General features: G+C 47.1%; 18 protein-coding genes. 5 read left to right on the top strand and 13 right to left on the bottom strand.

Annotated elements, in window-relative coordinates; genetic code table 11:
• Positions 1-203: 203 nt before the first annotated feature.
• The 3 genes from hemQ to gerQ all read left to right on the top strand — a co-directional run bounded on the left by hemQ (position 204) and on the right by gerQ (position 2,478).
• Entirely contained in the window at positions 204-947 is a 744-nt protein-coding gene (gene hemQ, locus JSY36_RS07150) for a hydrogen peroxide-dependent heme synthase (protein WP_122899713.1), read from the top strand.
• A 252-nt stretch (positions 948-1,199) separates the two neighbouring features.
• Complete coding sequence (locus JSY36_RS07145; protein WP_122899715.1) at positions 1,200-1,631, top strand: cell wall hydrolase; 432 nt, start codon at positions 1,200-1,202, stop codon at positions 1,629-1,631.
• A gap of 343 nt (positions 1,632-1,974) precedes the next feature.
• Positions 1,975-2,478 (top strand): spore coat protein GerQ, encoded by a 504-nt coding sequence (gerQ, locus tag JSY36_RS07140; protein WP_122899716.1) that lies wholly within the window; start codon positions 1,975-1,977, stop codon positions 2,476-2,478.
• 61 nt (positions 2,479-2,539) lie between these two features.
• On the opposite strand, the gene JSY36_RS07135 is transcribed toward gerQ, so the two are convergent.
• Positions 2,540-2,917, bottom strand: a complete 378-nt coding sequence (locus JSY36_RS07135) for a DUF423 domain-containing protein (RefSeq protein WP_122899718.1) — start codon at positions 2,915-2,917, stop codon at positions 2,540-2,542.
• Between the two features lie 79 nt (positions 2,918-2,996).
• Positions 2,997-3,299 (bottom strand): hypothetical protein, encoded by a 303-nt coding sequence (locus JSY36_RS07130; protein WP_122899720.1) that lies wholly within the window; start codon positions 3,297-3,299, stop codon positions 2,997-2,999.
• A gap of 691 nt (positions 3,300-3,990) precedes the next feature.
• On the opposite strand from JSY36_RS07130, the gene JSY36_RS07125 reads away from it, so the two are divergent.
• Positions 3,991-4,608 carry a GNAT family N-acetyltransferase gene (locus JSY36_RS07125; RefSeq protein WP_236784651.1) on the top strand — a complete coding sequence of 206 codons (618 nt, stop codon included), beginning with the start codon at positions 3,991-3,993 and terminating at the stop codon, positions 4,606-4,608.
• Positions 4,609-4,676: 68 nt separating this feature from the next.
• Here the strand turns inward: JSY36_RS07125 and JSY36_RS07120 are convergent, their stop codons facing one another.
• From JSY36_RS07120 to JSY36_RS07080, 9 genes are all read right to left on the bottom strand, one after another.
• On the bottom strand, positions 4,677-4,991 hold the full coding sequence (locus JSY36_RS07120) for a DUF5327 family protein (RefSeq protein ID WP_122899722.1): 315 nt from the start codon (positions 4,989-4,991) through the stop codon (positions 4,677-4,679).
• 46 nt (positions 4,992-5,037) lie between these two features.
• A complete protein-coding gene (locus tag JSY36_RS07115) occupies positions 5,038-6,828 on the bottom strand; it encodes a M3 family oligoendopeptidase (protein WP_122899723.1) in 1,791 nt (596 codons plus the stop codon).
• Positions 6,829-7,215: 387 nt separating this feature from the next.
• Positions 7,216-7,896, bottom strand: a complete 681-nt coding sequence (locus JSY36_RS07110; RefSeq protein WP_205165851.1) for an NAD-dependent epimerase/dehydratase family protein — start codon at positions 7,894-7,896, stop codon at positions 7,216-7,218.
• Between the two features lie 113 nt (positions 7,897-8,009).
• Positions 8,010-10,190, bottom strand: a complete 2,181-nt coding sequence (locus JSY36_RS07105; RefSeq protein WP_205165850.1) for an ATP-binding protein — start codon at positions 10,188-10,190, stop codon at positions 8,010-8,012.
• 219 nt (positions 10,191-10,409) lie between these two features.
• Positions 10,410-11,288 (bottom strand): NAD(P)-dependent oxidoreductase, encoded by an 879-nt coding sequence (locus tag JSY36_RS07100; protein ID WP_205166067.1) that lies wholly within the window; start codon positions 11,286-11,288, stop codon positions 10,410-10,412.
• Between the two features lie 585 nt (positions 11,289-11,873).
• Entirely contained in the window at positions 11,874-12,698 is an 825-nt protein-coding gene (locus JSY36_RS07095) for an aldo/keto reductase (protein WP_205165849.1), read from the bottom strand.
• Positions 12,695-13,399 carry a uracil-DNA glycosylase gene (locus tag JSY36_RS07090; RefSeq protein ID WP_205166066.1) on the bottom strand — a complete coding sequence of 235 codons (705 nt, stop codon included), beginning with the start codon at positions 13,397-13,399 and terminating at the stop codon, positions 12,695-12,697. Before JSY36_RS07090 ends, JSY36_RS07095 begins: the two co-directional genes overlap by 4 nt.
• 20 nt (positions 13,400-13,419) lie before the next feature.
• On the bottom strand, positions 13,420-13,920 hold the full coding sequence (locus JSY36_RS07085) for a GNAT family N-acetyltransferase (RefSeq protein ID WP_249414101.1): 501 nt from the start codon (positions 13,918-13,920) through the stop codon (positions 13,420-13,422).
• Entirely contained in the window at positions 13,917-14,609 is a 693-nt protein-coding gene (locus JSY36_RS07080) for a DNA alkylation repair protein (protein WP_205165848.1), read from the bottom strand. The genes JSY36_RS07085 and JSY36_RS07080 overlap by 4 nt, the downstream gene beginning before the upstream one ends.
• A gap of 180 nt (positions 14,610-14,789) precedes the next feature.
• Here JSY36_RS07080 and JSY36_RS07075 point away from each other — a divergent pair, with 180 nt between their 5' ends.
• Complete coding sequence (locus JSY36_RS07075) at positions 14,790-15,155, top strand: response regulator (protein WP_205165847.1); 366 nt, start codon at positions 14,790-14,792, stop codon at positions 15,153-15,155.
• Between the two features lie 225 nt (positions 15,156-15,380).
• Here JSY36_RS07075 and JSY36_RS07070 read toward each other — a convergent pair whose 3' ends face one another.
• Entirely contained in the window at positions 15,381-16,832 is a 1,452-nt protein-coding gene (locus JSY36_RS07070; RefSeq protein ID WP_205165846.1) for a glycoside hydrolase family 32 protein, read from the bottom strand.
• Positions 16,829-17,794 (bottom strand): aminoimidazole riboside kinase, encoded by a 966-nt coding sequence (locus JSY36_RS07065; RefSeq protein ID WP_205165845.1) that lies wholly within the window; start codon positions 17,792-17,794, stop codon positions 16,829-16,831. The genes JSY36_RS07070 and JSY36_RS07065 overlap by 4 nt, the downstream gene beginning before the upstream one ends.
• Between the last annotated feature and the right edge of the window lie 13 nt (positions 17,795-17,807).

Genomic DNA, 17,807 nt, shown 5'->3' with positions numbered 1-17,807 from the left:
CCATCTGTCCATTGGCAAACTTGCTTCTGTCCCACAGCAAACCATAAACTAACAGCGTTTACAATAAGAAAAACCAGGCGGAACAGACCGTTTGGTTTTTCGTTTTTCTAATAGTATAATAAGAGTTGCGAAACTGTACATAGGAGTCGGGGTTCTCCCCTTCTCTCACGTTATCGATTTATAAAAAGATTGGAGTGTTTTGAATGAGTGAAGCCGCTAAAACGTTAGATGGTTGGTACGTTCTCCACGATTTCCGTACGATGGACTGGGCTTCTTGGAAGAAGCTTGAGTCTGAAGAGCGCGAAAGCATCATTGCCGAGTTCCGTCACCTGCTGGATAAATGGGCAACAACCCAGGAAAAATTTAATGGAAGCCATGCTCTTTACAGCATTGTCGGACAGAAAGCCGATTTCATGATGATGCTTCTTCGTCCGACAATGGATGAGCTTAACGAGCTGGAAACAGCGTTTAATAAAACACGTCTTGCAGAATACACGATTCCGATGTATTCCTACGTATCCGTTGTGGAACTGAGCAACTACCTTCCGCCGGATGTGGACCCTGAAACAGACCCTGAAATTCAGGCCCGCTTAAAGCCAATCCTCCCGCGCTGGCAGTATGCCTGCTTCTATCCAATGGACAAGCGCCGCGACGGTGAAGACAACTGGTACATGCTGCCGATGGAAGACCGTAAAGCGATGATGCGCAGTCACGGCATGATCGGCCGCAAATATGCAGGAAAAGTACGCCAGATCATCTCCGGCTCTGTCGGATTTGACGACTGGGAGTGGGGCGTAACGCTGTTTGCTCATGACGTACTGGAATTTAAGAAGCTTGTTTATGAAATGCGTTTCGATGAGGTTAGTGCCCGTTACGGAGAATTCGGTTCTTTCTATGTGGGAACTTACCTTGATGAAGACTCCCTTTCCAAGTTTCTTTATATCTGAATTTAAGATGAAGGCGGCCGGTTCACGGCCGCCTTTTTTTGCGGCTGGAGGTATTATTGGGGCGGTTTCGTCGTTCAGTTTCACCAGATTTTTTTTACTTTTCCGCATTTATTCTTTACTTTTACCGCTTTATTCTTCATTTCCATACATTTATTTTTCACTCCGCTCTCCCTCCTCTCCCATTCATACCTGCAGCACCTCCCACATAGGATATAGGAGCGCACGTGCGCACAGCGAAGGAGGTCGAATACAATGGCAGTGATCAATGCATCGGAGAGCGATGTGGCACTCCTCGCCCGGCTGTTAAGGGCTGAAGCTGAAGGGGAAGGCGAAATTGGCATGATGAAAGCCGGAAGCGTCATGGTCAACCGGGTAAGAGTACGGTGTCTGGATTTTGAGGATATAAATACAGTTGAGCGAATGGTTTATCAGTCTCCCGGCGGATTTGAAGCCACTCAAAAGGGGTATTTCTACCAGCGGGCAAGAGAACGGGATAAGCGCCTTGCACGCCGGCTCATTCAAGGCGAACGAACAGGAATTGCCGAGCACGCCTTATGGTTTTTCCGGCCGCCCGGTGACTGTCCTCCGCAGTGGTGGGGCCAGCCGAACACAGGCCGTTTCAAACTTCATTGCTTTTACAGGCCGGAATACGTTGATTGTAAAGAAGTATATGATGTCTATTAAAACGACCCTTACCCGGTCGTTTTTTTATGGAAAAAACAAATGAGCATAGGCTTACACCTTGTTTCATAGTATTAAAATAGCGCAGGAGCGCCGGCTTTTATATTTAACTTTCCCGAACGAAGTCTTCGCATCTGAGAGTTAGCAGCGTCAGGGGGTGAATGGAACGGCAGAAGTTTGTGCTAATTCCGGTAAATAAGAAGCTTCTTGCTTTTGTAAGAGCTTATGGGTGAAGGCCACAGGTCCAGTCAGAAACAACCTTGCGTAATAGAGGCATTACGCCGCTTCTTATTGATGATTCTGTCTGCTCTGATGACTTGCGAAATTCTTAAAAGGACGTGATCGTATGTATCAACAGTACCCACAATTTGGTCAAAATGCGTTCCGGGCTCCAGGTCAGGGAATGGGCTTTAATCAGCAAAACGGAATGAATGGCATGAACGGAAACGGTCAGCAGCAGTTTCTCCCGGGCACACCGGAACCTCCTCAGCCTGCATTTGCCGGCGGTCAGCAACAGCAACAGTCAGGCGGACCATTCGGCATATCAGCGCAAATGCCCGGCATGCTTCCGATTGAACAGTCCTATATTGAGAATATCCTCCGTTTAAACCGTGGAAAAATCGGTACGTTTTACATGACATATGAGTTAAACGAGAAGTGGAATGCGAAGATTTTTAAAGGGGTTATTGAAGCTGCGGGGCGTGACCACATTATTATCAGTGACCCGCAGACTGACAAACGCTTCCTGCTTCTGATGGTCAACCTTGATTACGTGACGTTCGATGAGCCTCTTGAGTACGATTATCCGTTTGACAACGGGCCGGACCTGGCGACATTTGCTCCGAGATAGTACTTTGCTCTTCAAAATAACGGCTCCCAAAGTGTAATGCCGCCTTGGGAGCCGTTATTTTTTATCCTGAATGATTTAAAGCTGCGATAAAAATCAGTGTCCATCCTACCAGAAATGCAACGCCGCCGATCGGGGTAATGGCGCCCAGTACGCGGATACCGGTTAGACTCATGACGTACAAGCTTCCGGAAAAAAGAATGATCCCGATAAAGAAGGCCCATCCCGCACCGTGAAGAAGTCCTGTAGAAGACAAGTGTTTCGTCAGAATCGCCACTGCGATAATTGCCAGTGCATGGATCATATGATATTGAACACCTGTTTCAAATGTCTTCATATAGCCCGTAGCCTCAAGCTTATCTTTTAAGGCATGGGCACCAAAAGCCCCAAGCGCTACAAACAAAAACGAGCTGATACTTCCGAGCAGTAAAAATAACTTCATGTGAGTGTTTCTCCTTTCGATCCTGTCCAATGTCAGAATATCACACTCGTGTCAGAAAGGGAAAATGCGGTTTGAACCATTACCGGTTCTGGGCAAAAATACGCAGACAGTTTTCCATCCGCTCTGCCTCTTCATGACTGGGTGTAATGACAACAACGTGATCTCCGTTCACTTCCATATTCACATGACGGAACCCCTGCTGGTGAAGGAAGTCTTTTACTGAGGACGCGTGTTCCTTCTCTGTATAAAGGGTATGGTCCCCTACATAATGATTGTTCACATACATCTCATAACGGTCTTCTGTGAGCTTTCCGTCATACTGCTCCCCCTCAAATACCCTGAAATAAAGAGGCAGTCCTGAATTACCTGTGTTGTAGATCATAGTGTGGCACTCCTTTGCAACGTTGTATTAACAAAGTTCCCCAGTTTCCTGTGAAACCATTCGAGAAGACACACTTTTTTATAATAAGGCTGCTATGAAAAAGAAATTAGAAGAATGTTATAACCCTTCATTGATATTCAGCTTCGTTGAACGGAATACACTCCCTTTCCGCGGACTCGCGACGAGCTTCCCCGGGGCTTTGTCTCTGCATGGTCTCGTCTGTCTCGCACTTCCGCAGGAGTCTCGCGTATTCCGTTCAACTACGATGCGCTGTGCTGTATAAATCAGAGGAACAGGGAAACTCAGCCCAAAAACCCGCAGAAAGGGAGTGCAATGAGCTAAATCAACACCTGATTTTAACAGAGCTTATAAAATAAAAGGAGTATCCCTCTGAGTCAGTAAATTTCTTTTATTAAAATGGAAGTGTGATAATCCTTTTAGTATCATGCGCAGCTGAACGCCAGCAGCGAGACTCCTGCGACAGTGACGAGCGTTAACTTCATGAGTCCTCTGCGAGTTGCTTCGACGCAGATCACTTCGAAGCGTTACTTGTAGAGGAAGAAGCAGGGTTCATTCTCCTCACCGGCACCGTCGCGGAAAGCGAGCGGATGGCGTTCAGCGGAGCTCAGATAAACTGACGTAAGGGTATACTCATTAAAAATAATATTCCAAGGCAGAAAGGATGACCGTCATGACCATTAGCGTACGGAACTACACCCTGGCTGATTATGAAGCTTTACTTACAATCCAGAAAGAAGCCTTCCCTCCCCCTTTCCCTGAAGAATTGTGGTGGAGTAAAGACCAGATCCGCTCCCATATTGAGACCTTTCCTGAGGGTGCCATGATTGCAGAGATTGACGGGGAACCTGCCGGATCTGCCACGGCCCTCATGATTTTGTTTGACGGGAAACCTCATACGTGGGATGAAGTGGCGGATGAAGGCTATATTGCACGGTCCCATAACCGTAAAGGAGACTCCCTCTACGGCATTGATGTGTGCGTCAGGCCTGAGTTTCGCGGAAAAGGCGTTGCCAAAGCTTTGTACGAGGCCAGGAAGTCACTGGTAGAAAAGCTGAAGCTGACTCGCTTTATGGCAGGTTGCAGAATTCCGGGCTACCACAAGCATGCAGACCGCCTCTCCCCCCAGGACTATATGGTGGAAGTAAGGAACGGACGAATCGACGACCTGGTCCTTTCTTTCATGATCCGGCAGGGAATGACACCTGTTCAAGTGATGGAAAACTATCTGGACGATGAGGAATCGAAAGACTGTGCAGTGATAGTGGAGTGGAAAAGAAGGCAGTCATGATACCGGAAATAAATACAAAACAGCCTGGCACGGGGTCATTTCCGTACCAGGCTGAAAAAATGCCGGCTCTAAAAATCAAATAAGCTGTCGCTGTCAGGCTTGTCATCATCGTCGTAAGCCGAGCGCTTTGGCTGGCGGGGTGCAGATGACTTATCATCATCGAGATCCCCCATCATCCGCTGCCTTTCAAGGATATCCATAGCTGATGCATCGCTCTTCGCTGCCTCAGAGGAAGATTCCGTTGCCAGCAGCAGATCACAGTAGGTTCTGAGCGCCGTGACGTGCTCTCGGATGTCCGCTGACGAACCCGTATTAATATGCTTTCGCACCTGGCCCAGTTCCTGCTCCATCTTTGCTACTACGGTCTTTGCTGAAATGTTCATGGTGTATCCCTCCTCCTTTGAACAGTTTCGTACGTTTAGCATAGCTTTATTTTTCGGTCAAATCAATAAACGTCTCTACGTCTTTTGCTACAAGATCAATCGCACTTTGCCAGAATTCAGGCTTTGTAAGGTCTGCGTCCAGGTGTTTTTGAGCGAGGTCCTCAACCTGCATACGGCCGGTGTCACGAAGAAGCTCAATGTAACGCTCCTCAAACGCCGTTCCTTCTTCCTCTGCTTTCGCGTAAATCCCCATACTGAAAAGATAACCGAATGTATACGGAAAGTTATAAAACGGAACGCCCGTAATGTGAAAGTGAAGTTTTGAAGCCCAGAAATGCGGTGAATAAGAGCCCAGTTCATCGCAGTATGCTTCTTTTTGGGCTTCCAGCATCAGCTCATTTAACCGGTGTACACTGACGAGTCCTTTTTTTCGCTCCTCATAAAACTTTGTCTCAAACAGGAACCTGGAGTGAATGTTCATAAAGAACGCAATAGCCCGGTTCAGTTTATCATCAAGAAGCTGCACTTTCGCCTCTTCTGTCGCAGCCTGCTTCACCGTGGCATCGGCTACGATCATTTCAGCAAAGGTCGAAGCTGTCTCAGCCACGTTCATGGCATAGCGCTGCGCCATCTGCGGAAGGTCGTTCATGACATGCTGGTGATACGCATGTCCCAGCTCATGGGCGAGGGTTGCGACATTTGAAGCAGATCCGTCATAGGTCATAAAAATGCGTGACTGCTCTTTTACAGGGAAGCTCGTACAGAATCCTCCCGGCCGCTTGCCGGGGCGGCTTTCTGCTTCGATCCACCGCTTAGAAAAAGCTTTCTCTGCAAATTGGGCCATCTTCGGGCTGAATGATTCAAACTGCTGGACGATCATATTCGCTGCATCGTCATAGGACACTTCTTCCACTTCACTCGTAAGAGGAGCTCCCACATCAGTCCAGTCCAGTTTTTCAAGACCGAGGAGTTCTGCTTTGCGCTTCAGGTATTTAGTAAAGACCGGCTTGTTATCTTCGATTGTCTTCCACATCACATCCAGCGTCTTTTGCTGCATACGGTTAATATCCATCGGCTCTTTCAGGACATGATCCCATCCCCGGGCTTCGTACGTTTGAAGCCGGAAGCCACCGAGATGATTGAGGGTATTGGCAAACAATTCCGCTTCGTCTCCCCAGGCTTTTTCCCACTGTTCTGCTACATGCTGTCTCGTATTCCGGTCTTTACTCGTCATTTTGTTTGCTGCCTGGCCGACAGAAAGAGACTTTGTTTCACCGTCTTCTTCTACTTCAACGCTCATCCGCCCGACAATCGTATTGTACATATCCCCCCATGCATGGTAACCGTCTACAGACAGGGACTGCATGAGCTTTTCTTTTTCAGCAGGGAGTTTGTCGTTCGCGAGGCGGCGACGCTCCTCAAGATTATATGTAAGTGGTTTTACTTCATCCAGGTTTACGAGGCTTTCCCAAAGGTCATCAGAAAGACCAAGGAGAAGCTCATCAAGAGATGTCATAAAAGAAGAATACGAGGATGAAAGCTGCTTTACGCGCCCCGTAAGTAATTTTGCCGGTTCGTCTTTCGTATTCTGTGCTGTCAGGCAGCTTACAAATGCCCCCGACTCCCGGACGCGCTTTGAAATTTCCTGGGCGCGCACCAGAACGTGAACGATACCGAAAAGTTCCTCTTCTGTTTCAGGTACACTTCTGTTGCTTAAATCCTTCTGAAACTGTGAAATATCCTCTTCAAGTGTCGAAAGGAAGGATTGAAATTTATCAGACTCGCTTCCTCCTGGAAAAATCGTCTCCAAATCCCAAACCTGACTCATCTGTTTCATCTTTCTATCCCCTTTCTTGTCTCTGCTTGTATAAAAGATTGTTGGTTTTAGAAAAATACATGACTCATGGATTATGTGGATGCTGCCTGCATGCCCTTCGTTTTCCGCAGAGGTAGCGGTGAGCCTCCTCACTCTTCGCACTGTGGGGTCTCCCCCGGCCTACCACTTCTGCAGGAGTCTCGGGCATTCCGGCTTCATCCTCTTTCATCCAAGAGCAACATATACCTAATCAGCTTTTTTTCGTTGCTTGATAATTGAAGCACGTAGGAGCAGCATGCCCTTCGGTTTCCTGAAATGTGCTCCTTTTTTTGAAGAACACCTCTTCATTTTCTGACAGTGATTTCGAAACTCTGGTGTTAAGCGGCTCCGTAATGTAAGGGGAATTTACTACATTGGCTTTTCTTCAAGAACTTTACCCAGGTGTCTGATCCTGTCCGATTCATAGATGCGAATACCACTGCTTTCTTCCTGAGCGAGGGCACACATAACCATAGCCACGTGTTCAGCTTTCACGGGCTTGTACTTCTCCAGAGGACCAACCAGAGCTAAACTCAGGGGTTTCCCCAGAACTTCGGCTGTTTTTTCCCCAAGCCGGAACTCATTACGGCTGCCGAGGAGTAAGGAGGGTCTCAGGATGTGAAGGGAAGGCAGTCTGAGCATGATGAGTGCCTCTTCCAGCCGGCCTTTCACCTTACTGTAAAAAAACGAAGATTCCGGATCGGCTCCGATTGCAGAAACAATAAGAAACCTGCTCGCTCCTTGTTTTTTTGCCAGCTGAGCCATCTTTACAGGGTACTCATAATCAACTTTTTCAAACTGGCCCTTTGATTTGGCTTTCTTTAAGGTTGTCCCAAGACATACAAAGATATCGTCTGTCGCAAAACAGTCCTCATCCTTTGCCAGATCGTCAAACGATACCAGGCGTTCATGAACGGACTGCTCTTCACTGAACCCGGTCTCTCTTCTTGAGATCAGGGTAATCTTTTCATAGACGTTACTTTTGATGAGCTCCCGGACGAGTTTTTCACCAACCAGTCCTGTAGTTCCAGCTACTAATGCCGTTTTCACTCATGAGCACCTCTCTTCACTTGGTAATTCCACTTTATCACTAAAAAAATAAAAAGAAAATTGAAACAACTAATTCCAACTATAAAAAAGACGGATGAACAGGGTATATTCCCCTAGTCATCCGTCCCGGTCTTTTCCTCTGGTTTTTCTTCGTCTGCCGGTATATGGACAGAGAACGTCGTACCGACGCCTTTTTTCGAAGTAACAGAAATCGTACCCTCAAGTTCTTCAATAATCCGGTAGCTTGTAGTAAGGCCGAGCCCGGTTCCCGATTCCTTCGTTGTATAAAACGGGGTACCAAGCTTTTCAATGGTTCGTTCATCCATTCCGATACCTGTATCGGCAAAAGAAATCACAATCTCCTCTTCCTGTTTGCGGTAGCTTGTGCTGACCGTCAGCCTGCCACCTGCCTCCATAGCATCGCAGGCGTTTTGTAAAAGGTTCAGAAATACCTGCTGAATCTTATTGGCATCAAGATAAACAGCGGGCAGCCTGCCGTGAAAATACGTATTCACTTCAATGCCTTTTTTCTTCATCTGTGACTGATGCAGTAAAAGCAGGTCATCGATGAGAAGTTCCAGGTTCGTTTCCCGGGGTTTCTCAGACAGTTTCGGATTAGCAATGTTCATAAGGTCTGTAAGAATACCGTTGACTCTGTCAATTTCTTTTATAATCAAGTTGTAATAACGTTCGTTCGATGCTTCTTTCTTTGAGTCAAAAAGCTGAATAAATCCGCGGATTGTCGTAAGAGGATTGCGGATTTCATGGGCAAGTCCAGCCGACATTTCCCCTACTACTTTCAGTTTTTCAGAGCGCATCAGTTCCCGTTCCATAAGCCTTTTTTCAGTCAGGTCATGAAAAACGACGAGTAGGTCTTCATGAACGGATTCGTCAGCCATGCTCGGCAGTGACGAGACACTCAGATAAAAATAATGTGGTTTGTTATCGATTAAGCATTCAATTTCAAAGGTTTTTTTCACTTCGTCCTTGCCGAGAAGATCTACAAGCTGGGACGCGGTTAAAAATGTCCGGAATGCTTCAGCCTCACCGGCAACAGTGCACGCTTTTTGTCCAATCACATTCTCTCTTGAAAAACCGAACACTTCTTCACACTGACGGTTAAACAGACTTACTTCCCTCGTAAAACGGTTCAGGGCAAACACACCATTATCGGTTGTTTCAAGAATAAGAGAGCTTTTCTTGTGCCCCTTTTCCCGTTCTTCCAATTTTCTCATCATTTCATCAAACGTATTGTTAAGACGGTTAACCTCTTCGTAAGCCGTTACATACTTAGGTGCTGTGCGCTTGCCGAATGCCACATCCGTTGTAGCGTCCACCAGCTGTTCTACCGGTCTTACGATATAGCGGGAGAGACGGAATACAGCAAACGTCATAATTAATAAAACAAGACCAAATACAATCAGATACTGATACAAAAGCCGTGTAAGCGGTGCGTACAGCTCAGTACCGTCCGCAGCAACACCGATATACCAGTCATTCTGAAAGCCGGGAACCTGGGCGATTTCAGAGAAAGCATGAACTTCGTCTTCACCAGAGTAGGTAGTCAGAGTCTGATTTTCTGCAAGAATCCTCACTTCTTCTGCAGAAGTATTAAACCGGTCGAAGTAATTAACCTCAAGTACCTTGGACTGGTTCGGATGTGCAATGACAACACCATCCCCGTTTATAAGAAAGGCATAACTTTCTGAATCCCCGGCCTGCTGGGAGCGGTTAAAATTCTGAAGGGTTTTGGTGAGTTCTTCAAGATCAAAGAGCGGCGTAATCACTCCGATAATATCGTCCTGTGTATTAAATACAGGGGAAGATAAAACAATGACACTTTCATCAATAACTGGAGAATAATACATATCCGATACAAATGATTCTCCTTCCATGGAATGTTCATACCATTCCCTGTCCGCTATATCGGAGCCGACAATGTTATTATCGGTGTCAGCAATAACCATTCCTTCTGTGTCTGAAAGGACAACGCCAAAATAAATATCGTGAATGGAAAGAAACTGGTTAAACTGCTGACGAACTTCCTGGGTTCCTGATTCTTCGTCACTGATGATCGGGTTTCTTGCAAGGTATTCAACATCATATAATCGTTCTTTTATAAAGGTTTCTATTTCAGCCGACAGGCTTTGCGTGTGTGTCGACAAGGAGTTTTCCAGATTGGCAGTAAGCTCGCTTTTTTGAGCATAGTAACCCATCACCCCGACAACACTCAGAGGAATAAAAGTTACAAGCAGAAAAAAGATCAGCAGCTTGGCTCTTAGCGTTTGAAACATTTTATTTTCTCCCTTGCAACATTCTTCGTTAGTCTCATTATAGTATACCGGCAGCTATTATGTGGAGATAATACGACATTTTTTTCACTTTCTTTACGAAGATGAACATATTTTTGCAGGATTGTTACAGTAGTTTTCCCATTTTCATGGTCATTTCGCCATAAAAAAAGAAGAAGGTTCGACACATATCGACCTTCCTTCTTCTGTATAAAAACTTCCTTATTTTGATAGATAGTATTTGATCAGTGCCTGGGTCCCTGAATCAGCCTCACCATTCTCAGCCAGCTCTTCGTAAAGCTCTTTTGCAAGCCTCAGACCGGGGGTGCGGAGATTCAGTTCTTCTGCTACATCCAGGGCTATTTTCATATCCTTGATGAAATGTTTGATAAAAAATCCGGGACTGTAATCTTCCTGGATCATCCTTGGAACAAGGTTGCTTAATGTCCAGCTCCCTGCTGCACCGGTTTCAATGCTCTTCAATACCTGTTCAGGCTCAAGCCCGGCATTTTTTGCATATGCGAGGGCTTCACTGGCACCAAGCATCGTGCCTGCAATAGCGATCTGATTGCTCATCTTTGTATGCTGGCCGCTGCCAGCCTGTCCCTGGTATACGATATTTGTACCTAGATGCAACAGAACAGGACGTGCTTGTTCAAAGGCACTTTCTTCGCCCCCGACCATAATGGCAAGTCTTCCTTCTTTTGCGCCGATATCTCCACCGGAAACAGGGGCATCCAATACGTGTACACCATGATCTTTCCCTTCGTTATGTAACCGCTCTGCCAGCAGAGGTGACGATGTGGTCATGTCTATTAATATGGTTCCTTCTTTTGCATTCATCAGGAGGCCGGATTCGCCAGAGTAGATTTCTTCCACGTCTTTGGGATAGCCTACAATAGTAATGATGACATCACTTAAGCGGGCTATGTCAGCCGGGTTATCACACCAGGTGGCTCCGCGATTAAGCAGCGGGTCTGCTTTTTCTTTTGTACGGGTATAGACATGGACGTTGTATCCAGCATCAATCAAGTGACCGGCCATGCTTTTACCCATTACACCGGTGCCGATAAAGCCTATTGTCGTTTTCTCAGTCTGCATCATGATCTTCCTTTCAGTTGGATCTCTTTATTAGGATTTTCTCAATTGCGAAGGTACAGATGCATCCGAAATGCCCTTCGCTTTCCGCGGGGGCGCCGGTGAGCCTCCGCGAGCTTCGCTCTGCGGGGTCTCACCCTGACTCCCACTCCCGCAGGAGGCTCGGGCATTTCGGCTGCATCTGCTTTTATAAAACAACAATCCATTTTTGGTAACAGATTTTCTGGTGAAACAGTGCCTGTCAAAACGCGACAGGCTTAAAGTGACAGCAGCGGCTTCGCTCATTGCTTCGTCATATCAAAAGGCGTGAAGCGTGCCTTTCAGTATCTCTTTTTGCAATGGCTACGCTCGCTGCCCGCCTGTCGCGGAAGTGCGCCGCGACAGGCTTTAAGTGACAGCAGCGGCTTCGCTCATTGCTTCGTCATATCAAAAGGCGTGAAGCGTGCCTTTCAGGATCTCTTTTTGCAATGGCTTCGCTCGCTGCGCGCCTGTCGCGGAAGTGCGCCGCGACAGGCTTCAAGTGACAGCAGCGGCTTCGCTCATTGCTTCGTCATATCAAAAGGCGTGAAGCGTGCCTTTTGATATGACTTATGCAAATGTATCCGGGTCTCCGCTGAAGCGGTGGTTTTTGTTCATGCTGTTGATTTTGTCCATGTCTTCCTGATCGAGCTCGAAGTCAAAGATGGCTGCATTCTCACGGATTCTTGATGGTGTTACCGATTTAGGGATCGTCACCACTTCATTTTGAAGATCCCAGCGCAGGATAATCTGAGCCGGTGATTTACCATGTTTCTCGGCAATGGACGTGATAATCGGATCGTCAAAAATACGGCCCCGTGTTAACGGGCTCCACGCTTCAAGCTGAATGCCTTTTTCTTTACAGAACGCATGCAGCTCCGGGAGTGCCAGTAACGGATGGTACTCCATCTGGTTAACGGAAGGCACGATTTCGGCTTCTTCCAGGAGAGTTTCCAAGTGGTGAATGTTAAAGTTACTCACCCCGATCGCCCGGACACGCCCTTCTTTATAAAGATGTTCCAGGGCTTTCCACGTCTCCGTGAATTTGCCTGTTACCGGCCAGTGGATAAGATACAGGTCAATCACATCAACACCGAGCTTTTCCCTGCTTTCCTCAAAAGCCTTTATGGCTTCATCATATCCGTGTCGGTCATTCCATACCTTTGTTGTGATAAACAGCTCTTCACGGGGCACATCCACCTGTCTGATTGCTTCCCCGACACCTTCTTCATTTTCATAAATTGCAGCAGTATCAATGCTTCTGTAACCGGCACTCACGGCTTCTTTGATCGTGTTGATCACTTCCCTGCCGTCCTCAGCCTTATAAACACCGAGGCCGAGCCACGGCATTTTAACCCCGTTATTCAGCGTTGTTCGTTCGTGAATGGATTTCATACTTTCTCCTCCTCTGTCTGATCAACGGTTACAGGCAAAGTCCAGTCAACCTTCCCTGAACCTGTTTCGTGCAAAAATGCGTTCGCTCTTGAAAAAGGACGGCTGCCAAAAAAGCCCCGTCTGGCGGAAAATGGACTCGGGTGCGGGGAGTTAATGACCAGATGCCGGCGGTTTGTAATAAGCTCCTGCTTTTTCTGTGCGTGTTTCCCCCACAAAATAAATACAACAGGCCGGCTCCGTTCGTTAAGGGTCCGGATTACCTGGTCGGTGAACGTTTCCCATCCTCTGCCCTGGTGGGATCCTGCTTCTCCCTTCCGCACAGTCAGAACGGTATTTAATAAAAGGACGCCTTCTTCTGCCCACTTTTGTAAATAACCGTGTTCCGGAACCGGGCAGCCAAGATCTGCGTTCAGCTCTTGATACATGTTCCTCAGGGACGGAGGAACCCTTTCGCCAGGCTTTACGGAAAAGCTTAAGCCGTGGGCCTGATTCGGACCATGATAAGGGTCCTGTCCGAGAATCACGACTTTTGTGTTTTTAAATGACGTTGTATTGAGAGCATTATAAATATCGTGCATTGGGGGGAAGATGGCTTTTTTGTTGTATTCTTCAACGAGGAATGCGCGCAACTCCTTATAATAAGGTTTGGAAAATTCCTCTCCGATATGATCTTCCCAGTCGTTCGTTATGATTTTCACCAGTCTCACCTGCCTGCATTCAATTACGATTGTGTCTGAACCGGCTTTTTCATCACCCATTCATCACGGATCTCTATATCATTCGTGCCTGTAAGAGGAATCTGAGGTTTTATTTTACGGCATTTCTCCACCGCGTCCTGTCTTATTTCCACGAGCTTGTACCCTCGCTTCTGGTAAAAACCAAGGGCGTGAATGTTATCGTTTGTAGTCACAAGACAAAGTTCTTCAAGTCCTCTCGTAATGGCATCATTTTCAACTAGCTCCATCAGGTTGCCGCCTACTCCGTTTCGTTCTATCAGGCTGTCAAGGGAGATGACCTCCCTTACATTCTCCTCTTTATGATCGTAAAATGTTACGGCCCCGACGATCGATTCCCCGTCATGGGCGATAAAGCCTTCCAGCTCACTGCACTGATAAACCCCGTGGGAGTAGACCATTCTGTCGTCTCCCCAATAAGCACTGAAGAAGTCCTCCAGCTCTTTGCGGTGTTCGTTTGTGATCCTCTCCATGTCAAATGTGATCACCAGCTACACTCCTTTTTTACACGTTGAATCTGTTTTAAACCTTCCCGTTTACTGAGGTTTGATAACGACTCTTTATCGATAAAATTCTCAACCGGTCCTGGCTTCGTTTTGGAATATTCCCTTAGAGCCCAGCCGATTGCTTTTCTGATAAAGAATTCAGGGTCTTGAGCGTTCTTTCTGCAGTAGCGGAATAACCTCTCCTCGTCGGTTTGTTCTTTTTCTTTGAGCTGATATAAAATCGCTGTCCGACGGAGCCACATATTCTCATGCAGAGCCCATTTATCCGCGTGATGGAGTCGGTCCGGGTACGCTTTAAAATAAGGCCCCAGAACATTCGGGGCAAGCCCGTCAACACTGTCCCACCAGGAATTTGTCACAATCAGTTCTTCAAAAAAGGGAAGGTGTTCTTTTTCATAGACTTTATGCATCCGTGCCGTAATTTCAATGGCGGTGTAATGGTATTCTCTTTCCGGAAGGGCCCACAGCTCCTTTAAAAAAGAAACTGGCAGCGTTTTTCCCTTGTGTATAGCTGTTTCATTGAGAAACTGCCGTGTCAGTCTGGTGCGTTCAGGAGCTTTGATCCCTAAAAAAGGGAAGTGATGTTTCATGTAAGCTTCCATCGGGCCCGTATTTGCCGCATTTTTGTTTTCATCAAACAGTGCTTTGAGCTTGCTCACTTGTTCACTCATCGTTTCACTCCTATTTAATAACGACGTTAAACGCTCTGCTCTCTTATAAGTATACGGGAAAAGATCTCTTTTTCCTTGTAGGAAGTACCGGTTAACTGGAAATTGGTAATTGACAGACAGTATTATTATGACTATATTTAAGGGAACAAGGACAATATACCCAGGTTCAAAGGAGGAGTTTTGGTGGGCAGACTGTTAATTACTGATGATGCAGCGTTTATGCGAATGACCCTGAAGAAAATTGTCACCGATGCGGGATACGAAGTGGTTGGAGAAGCTGCTAACGGTAAAGAAGCCGTTAAGCTGTATGATGAAACAAAACCTGACGTCGTTACGATGGATATTACAATGCCCGAGATGAACGGAATTGAGGCATTAAAAGAAATAAAAACGAAAAACCCCGGTGCAAAAGTCCTGATGTGCTCCGCAATGGGACAGCAGGCTATGGTAATGGACGCCATCAAGCACGGGGCGATCGACTTCATCGTGAAACCTTTTGATGAAGTGCGGATTCGAGAAGCAATCACCAAGGCACTGGCCAGATAGCAGAAAAAAGTACATAAAAAAGACCTGAGGCACGCGGGGGGCGGTGCCTCAGGTCTTTTTATGGAGAACTTTATTGGTTTTATGGAGAACTTCAGCGTATTTATGGAGAAGTTTTAATGGTTTATGCAGAAGTTCAGCGTATTTATGGAGAAGTTTTAATGGTTTATGCAGAAGTTTAGTGGATTTATGGAGAATTCGTTAAGGTTCGACATTCTCTCTGTGCCCCTACCCCTTCAGTCCCCACTTCTTCACCGTAACAACGGCCTTTTCCGATGAAGTAAATGTAATGTCTCGCGCTTGAGGTGAAGGGAAGTATCTGAGTGTGAATACTTCCTCTCCTCCGTTCACAAAGATCTCAAGAGAAGAGGTGTCCATGAATATCCTGATAGACCTCAGTTCCTCAAGGTGACACTGACGCTTTTCTGTCAGACGGTCGGCGAAGTTTTTACGCTCCAATGTGAGGACCTTTCCTTCCCTGTCGTAAATGAGACGGGCAGTGCCCCGGAGCTCTACTTCAAAAAACGAAGGTAGATCTGAGAAGTCCGTAAGCTCAAGCTCAGCTACGTCCCCTGATACGTCTTCCAACATCTGTGATCCGGCTTGCAAGTTGGCCGCAGTATGCTCTACTTCACCGGCGCGCATGTCTTTTAGCTCTTCTACAGGCACCTGGATCAGACGGTCCCCCTGCAGACGCAGCTCGCGGGGAATCGTAAGACAGTGGATCCAGCCGTTATCGACCGTCGGGTGCTGGTCTTCCTGTTGATCCGGTACACCCATCCATCCTACAAGAATCCGTCTTCCTTTCTCATCTTCTGTTGTCTGGGGTGCGTAAAATTCAAAGCCGCGATCGAGCTCATCAAAGGCTCCGTGGTGAAATTTCGGCGTCTCATAGTCAAGTTCACCTACGAAATAGCCGGCCTGGTATGTGTTGTGATAATGCATGCCTTCAGGATCAAGCCCCTGAGGGGAAACAATCATCACGTCCTTATCGCCCAGGCTGAACATGTCGGGACATTCCCACATATAGCCGAAGGACTGAAGGGGCGGGATCCCGGCTCCTGCCACCGGACCGAGGTTTGTCCATTCCCGGCCGTCCCCGGAGCGGTATAAAAGGGCATGCCCCTTCAGGTCCTCTGTCTGAGCACCGATTACCAGGTACCACATGCCGTTATGCTTCCACACTTTCGGGTCTCTGAAGTGGGCAGTATATCCTTCAGGCAGTCCATCAATGACAGGGCCCTGCTTGTCAAAGGTAATCCCGTCTTCCGACTGAGCGATACACTGATAAGACTCACGGTTGCCTTGTTCATCTTTCACGTTTCCTGTGTAAAAGAGCGTGAGTTTGCCGTCAAGGTCTACGGCACTTCCCGAGTAACAGCCGTTTTTTTCATACCACTCACTCGGTGCAAGGGCGATGGGTTCATGCTTCCAGTTCACAAGATCTGTGGACGTATAGTGACCCCAGAACTTCGCGCCGTGCCCCGCCTTAAAGGGATTCCACTGGTAAAACATATGATACATGCCGTTCCACTGAATCCAGCCGTTCGGATCATTGATCAGACCCACAGGAGACATTAGGTGATAGGTTAGCCGGTATGGATCGTTCTTTATGTTCTCTTCGTGCTTTGCCACTTCATCATCAGCCTGTGCAATTAGGGCTTGTTCTCTTTCTGTCATCGCTTTCCCCTGCCTTGTCCGGATAGAATTTCCTTTACTTTATCCAAAGTTGGAAGAGCTGTCATTGCGCCTTTTGTGGACGCGGCCAGCCCCCCCGATACACTTGCAAATCCGGCCATCTCAGCAACTTCTTCAGCAGTCAGCTCACGGATGGGCTTGCCGCTGTTGTGAAGCTGATAGAGCATGCCTGAAACGAATGCATCTCCTGCTCCCGTCGTATCTACTGCATCCACTTTCATAGCGGGAACGTGCAGCTTTTCACCGCTGGTAAACACATAGCTCCCTTCGCCGCCCAATGTGACGAGTACGAGAGGGATTTCATACTGGCTGAGTGCTTTCACTCCTTCGTCAATGTCACTTTCACCTGTAATAAACTCGAGCTCTTCTTCTGAGATTTTTACTACGTCAGCTTTATCAAGCATGGAGATGATGGCCCCGCGTGCGGTCTCTTCATCTTCCCAGAGACCAAGCCTCAAGTTCGGGTCATAGGAAACGATAGCTCCTTTTTCACGTGCCAGATCCACTGCTTTTATTGTTGCCGAGCGGGATGGTTCACTGATCAGACTGATGGAACCGAAATGAACAAGATTGTGTTCGTCAAACAGTGAGGAATCGATTTCATCTTCCTTTAAAAAGCGGTCTGCACTTGGGTCAATATAAAATTCAAAGCTTCTTTCCCCGCCCTCACCAAGGGTCACAAACACCACACCGGTCCGGACATCCTGGGAAAAGGACAGGTGATCTGTGTTCACGTTATACCCTTTTAATGTTTCTTCCAGGAAGCGTCCAAGAACGTCGTCTCCGACCTTTCCAAGAAACGTGGACTTTGCCCCGAGCCTCGCTGCACCTACAGCTACATTTGCAGGGGCACCGCCCGGGCTTTTTTGAAACGTTTCGTTGTTATCGTCAAGCGGAATAAAATCAATAAGGGCTTCACCTAAACTTACAATTCCTTTATTCATGTATAGTCCTCCT

It is taken from the genome of Alteribacter salitolerans, assembly GCF_016901055.1.
GTDB lineage: Bacteria > Bacillota > Bacilli > Bacillales > Salisediminibacteriaceae > Alteribacter > Alteribacter keqinensis.
The sequence above is the reverse complement of the archived record's forward strand: the minus strand, read 5'-3'. Positions and strand labels throughout refer to the sequence as shown.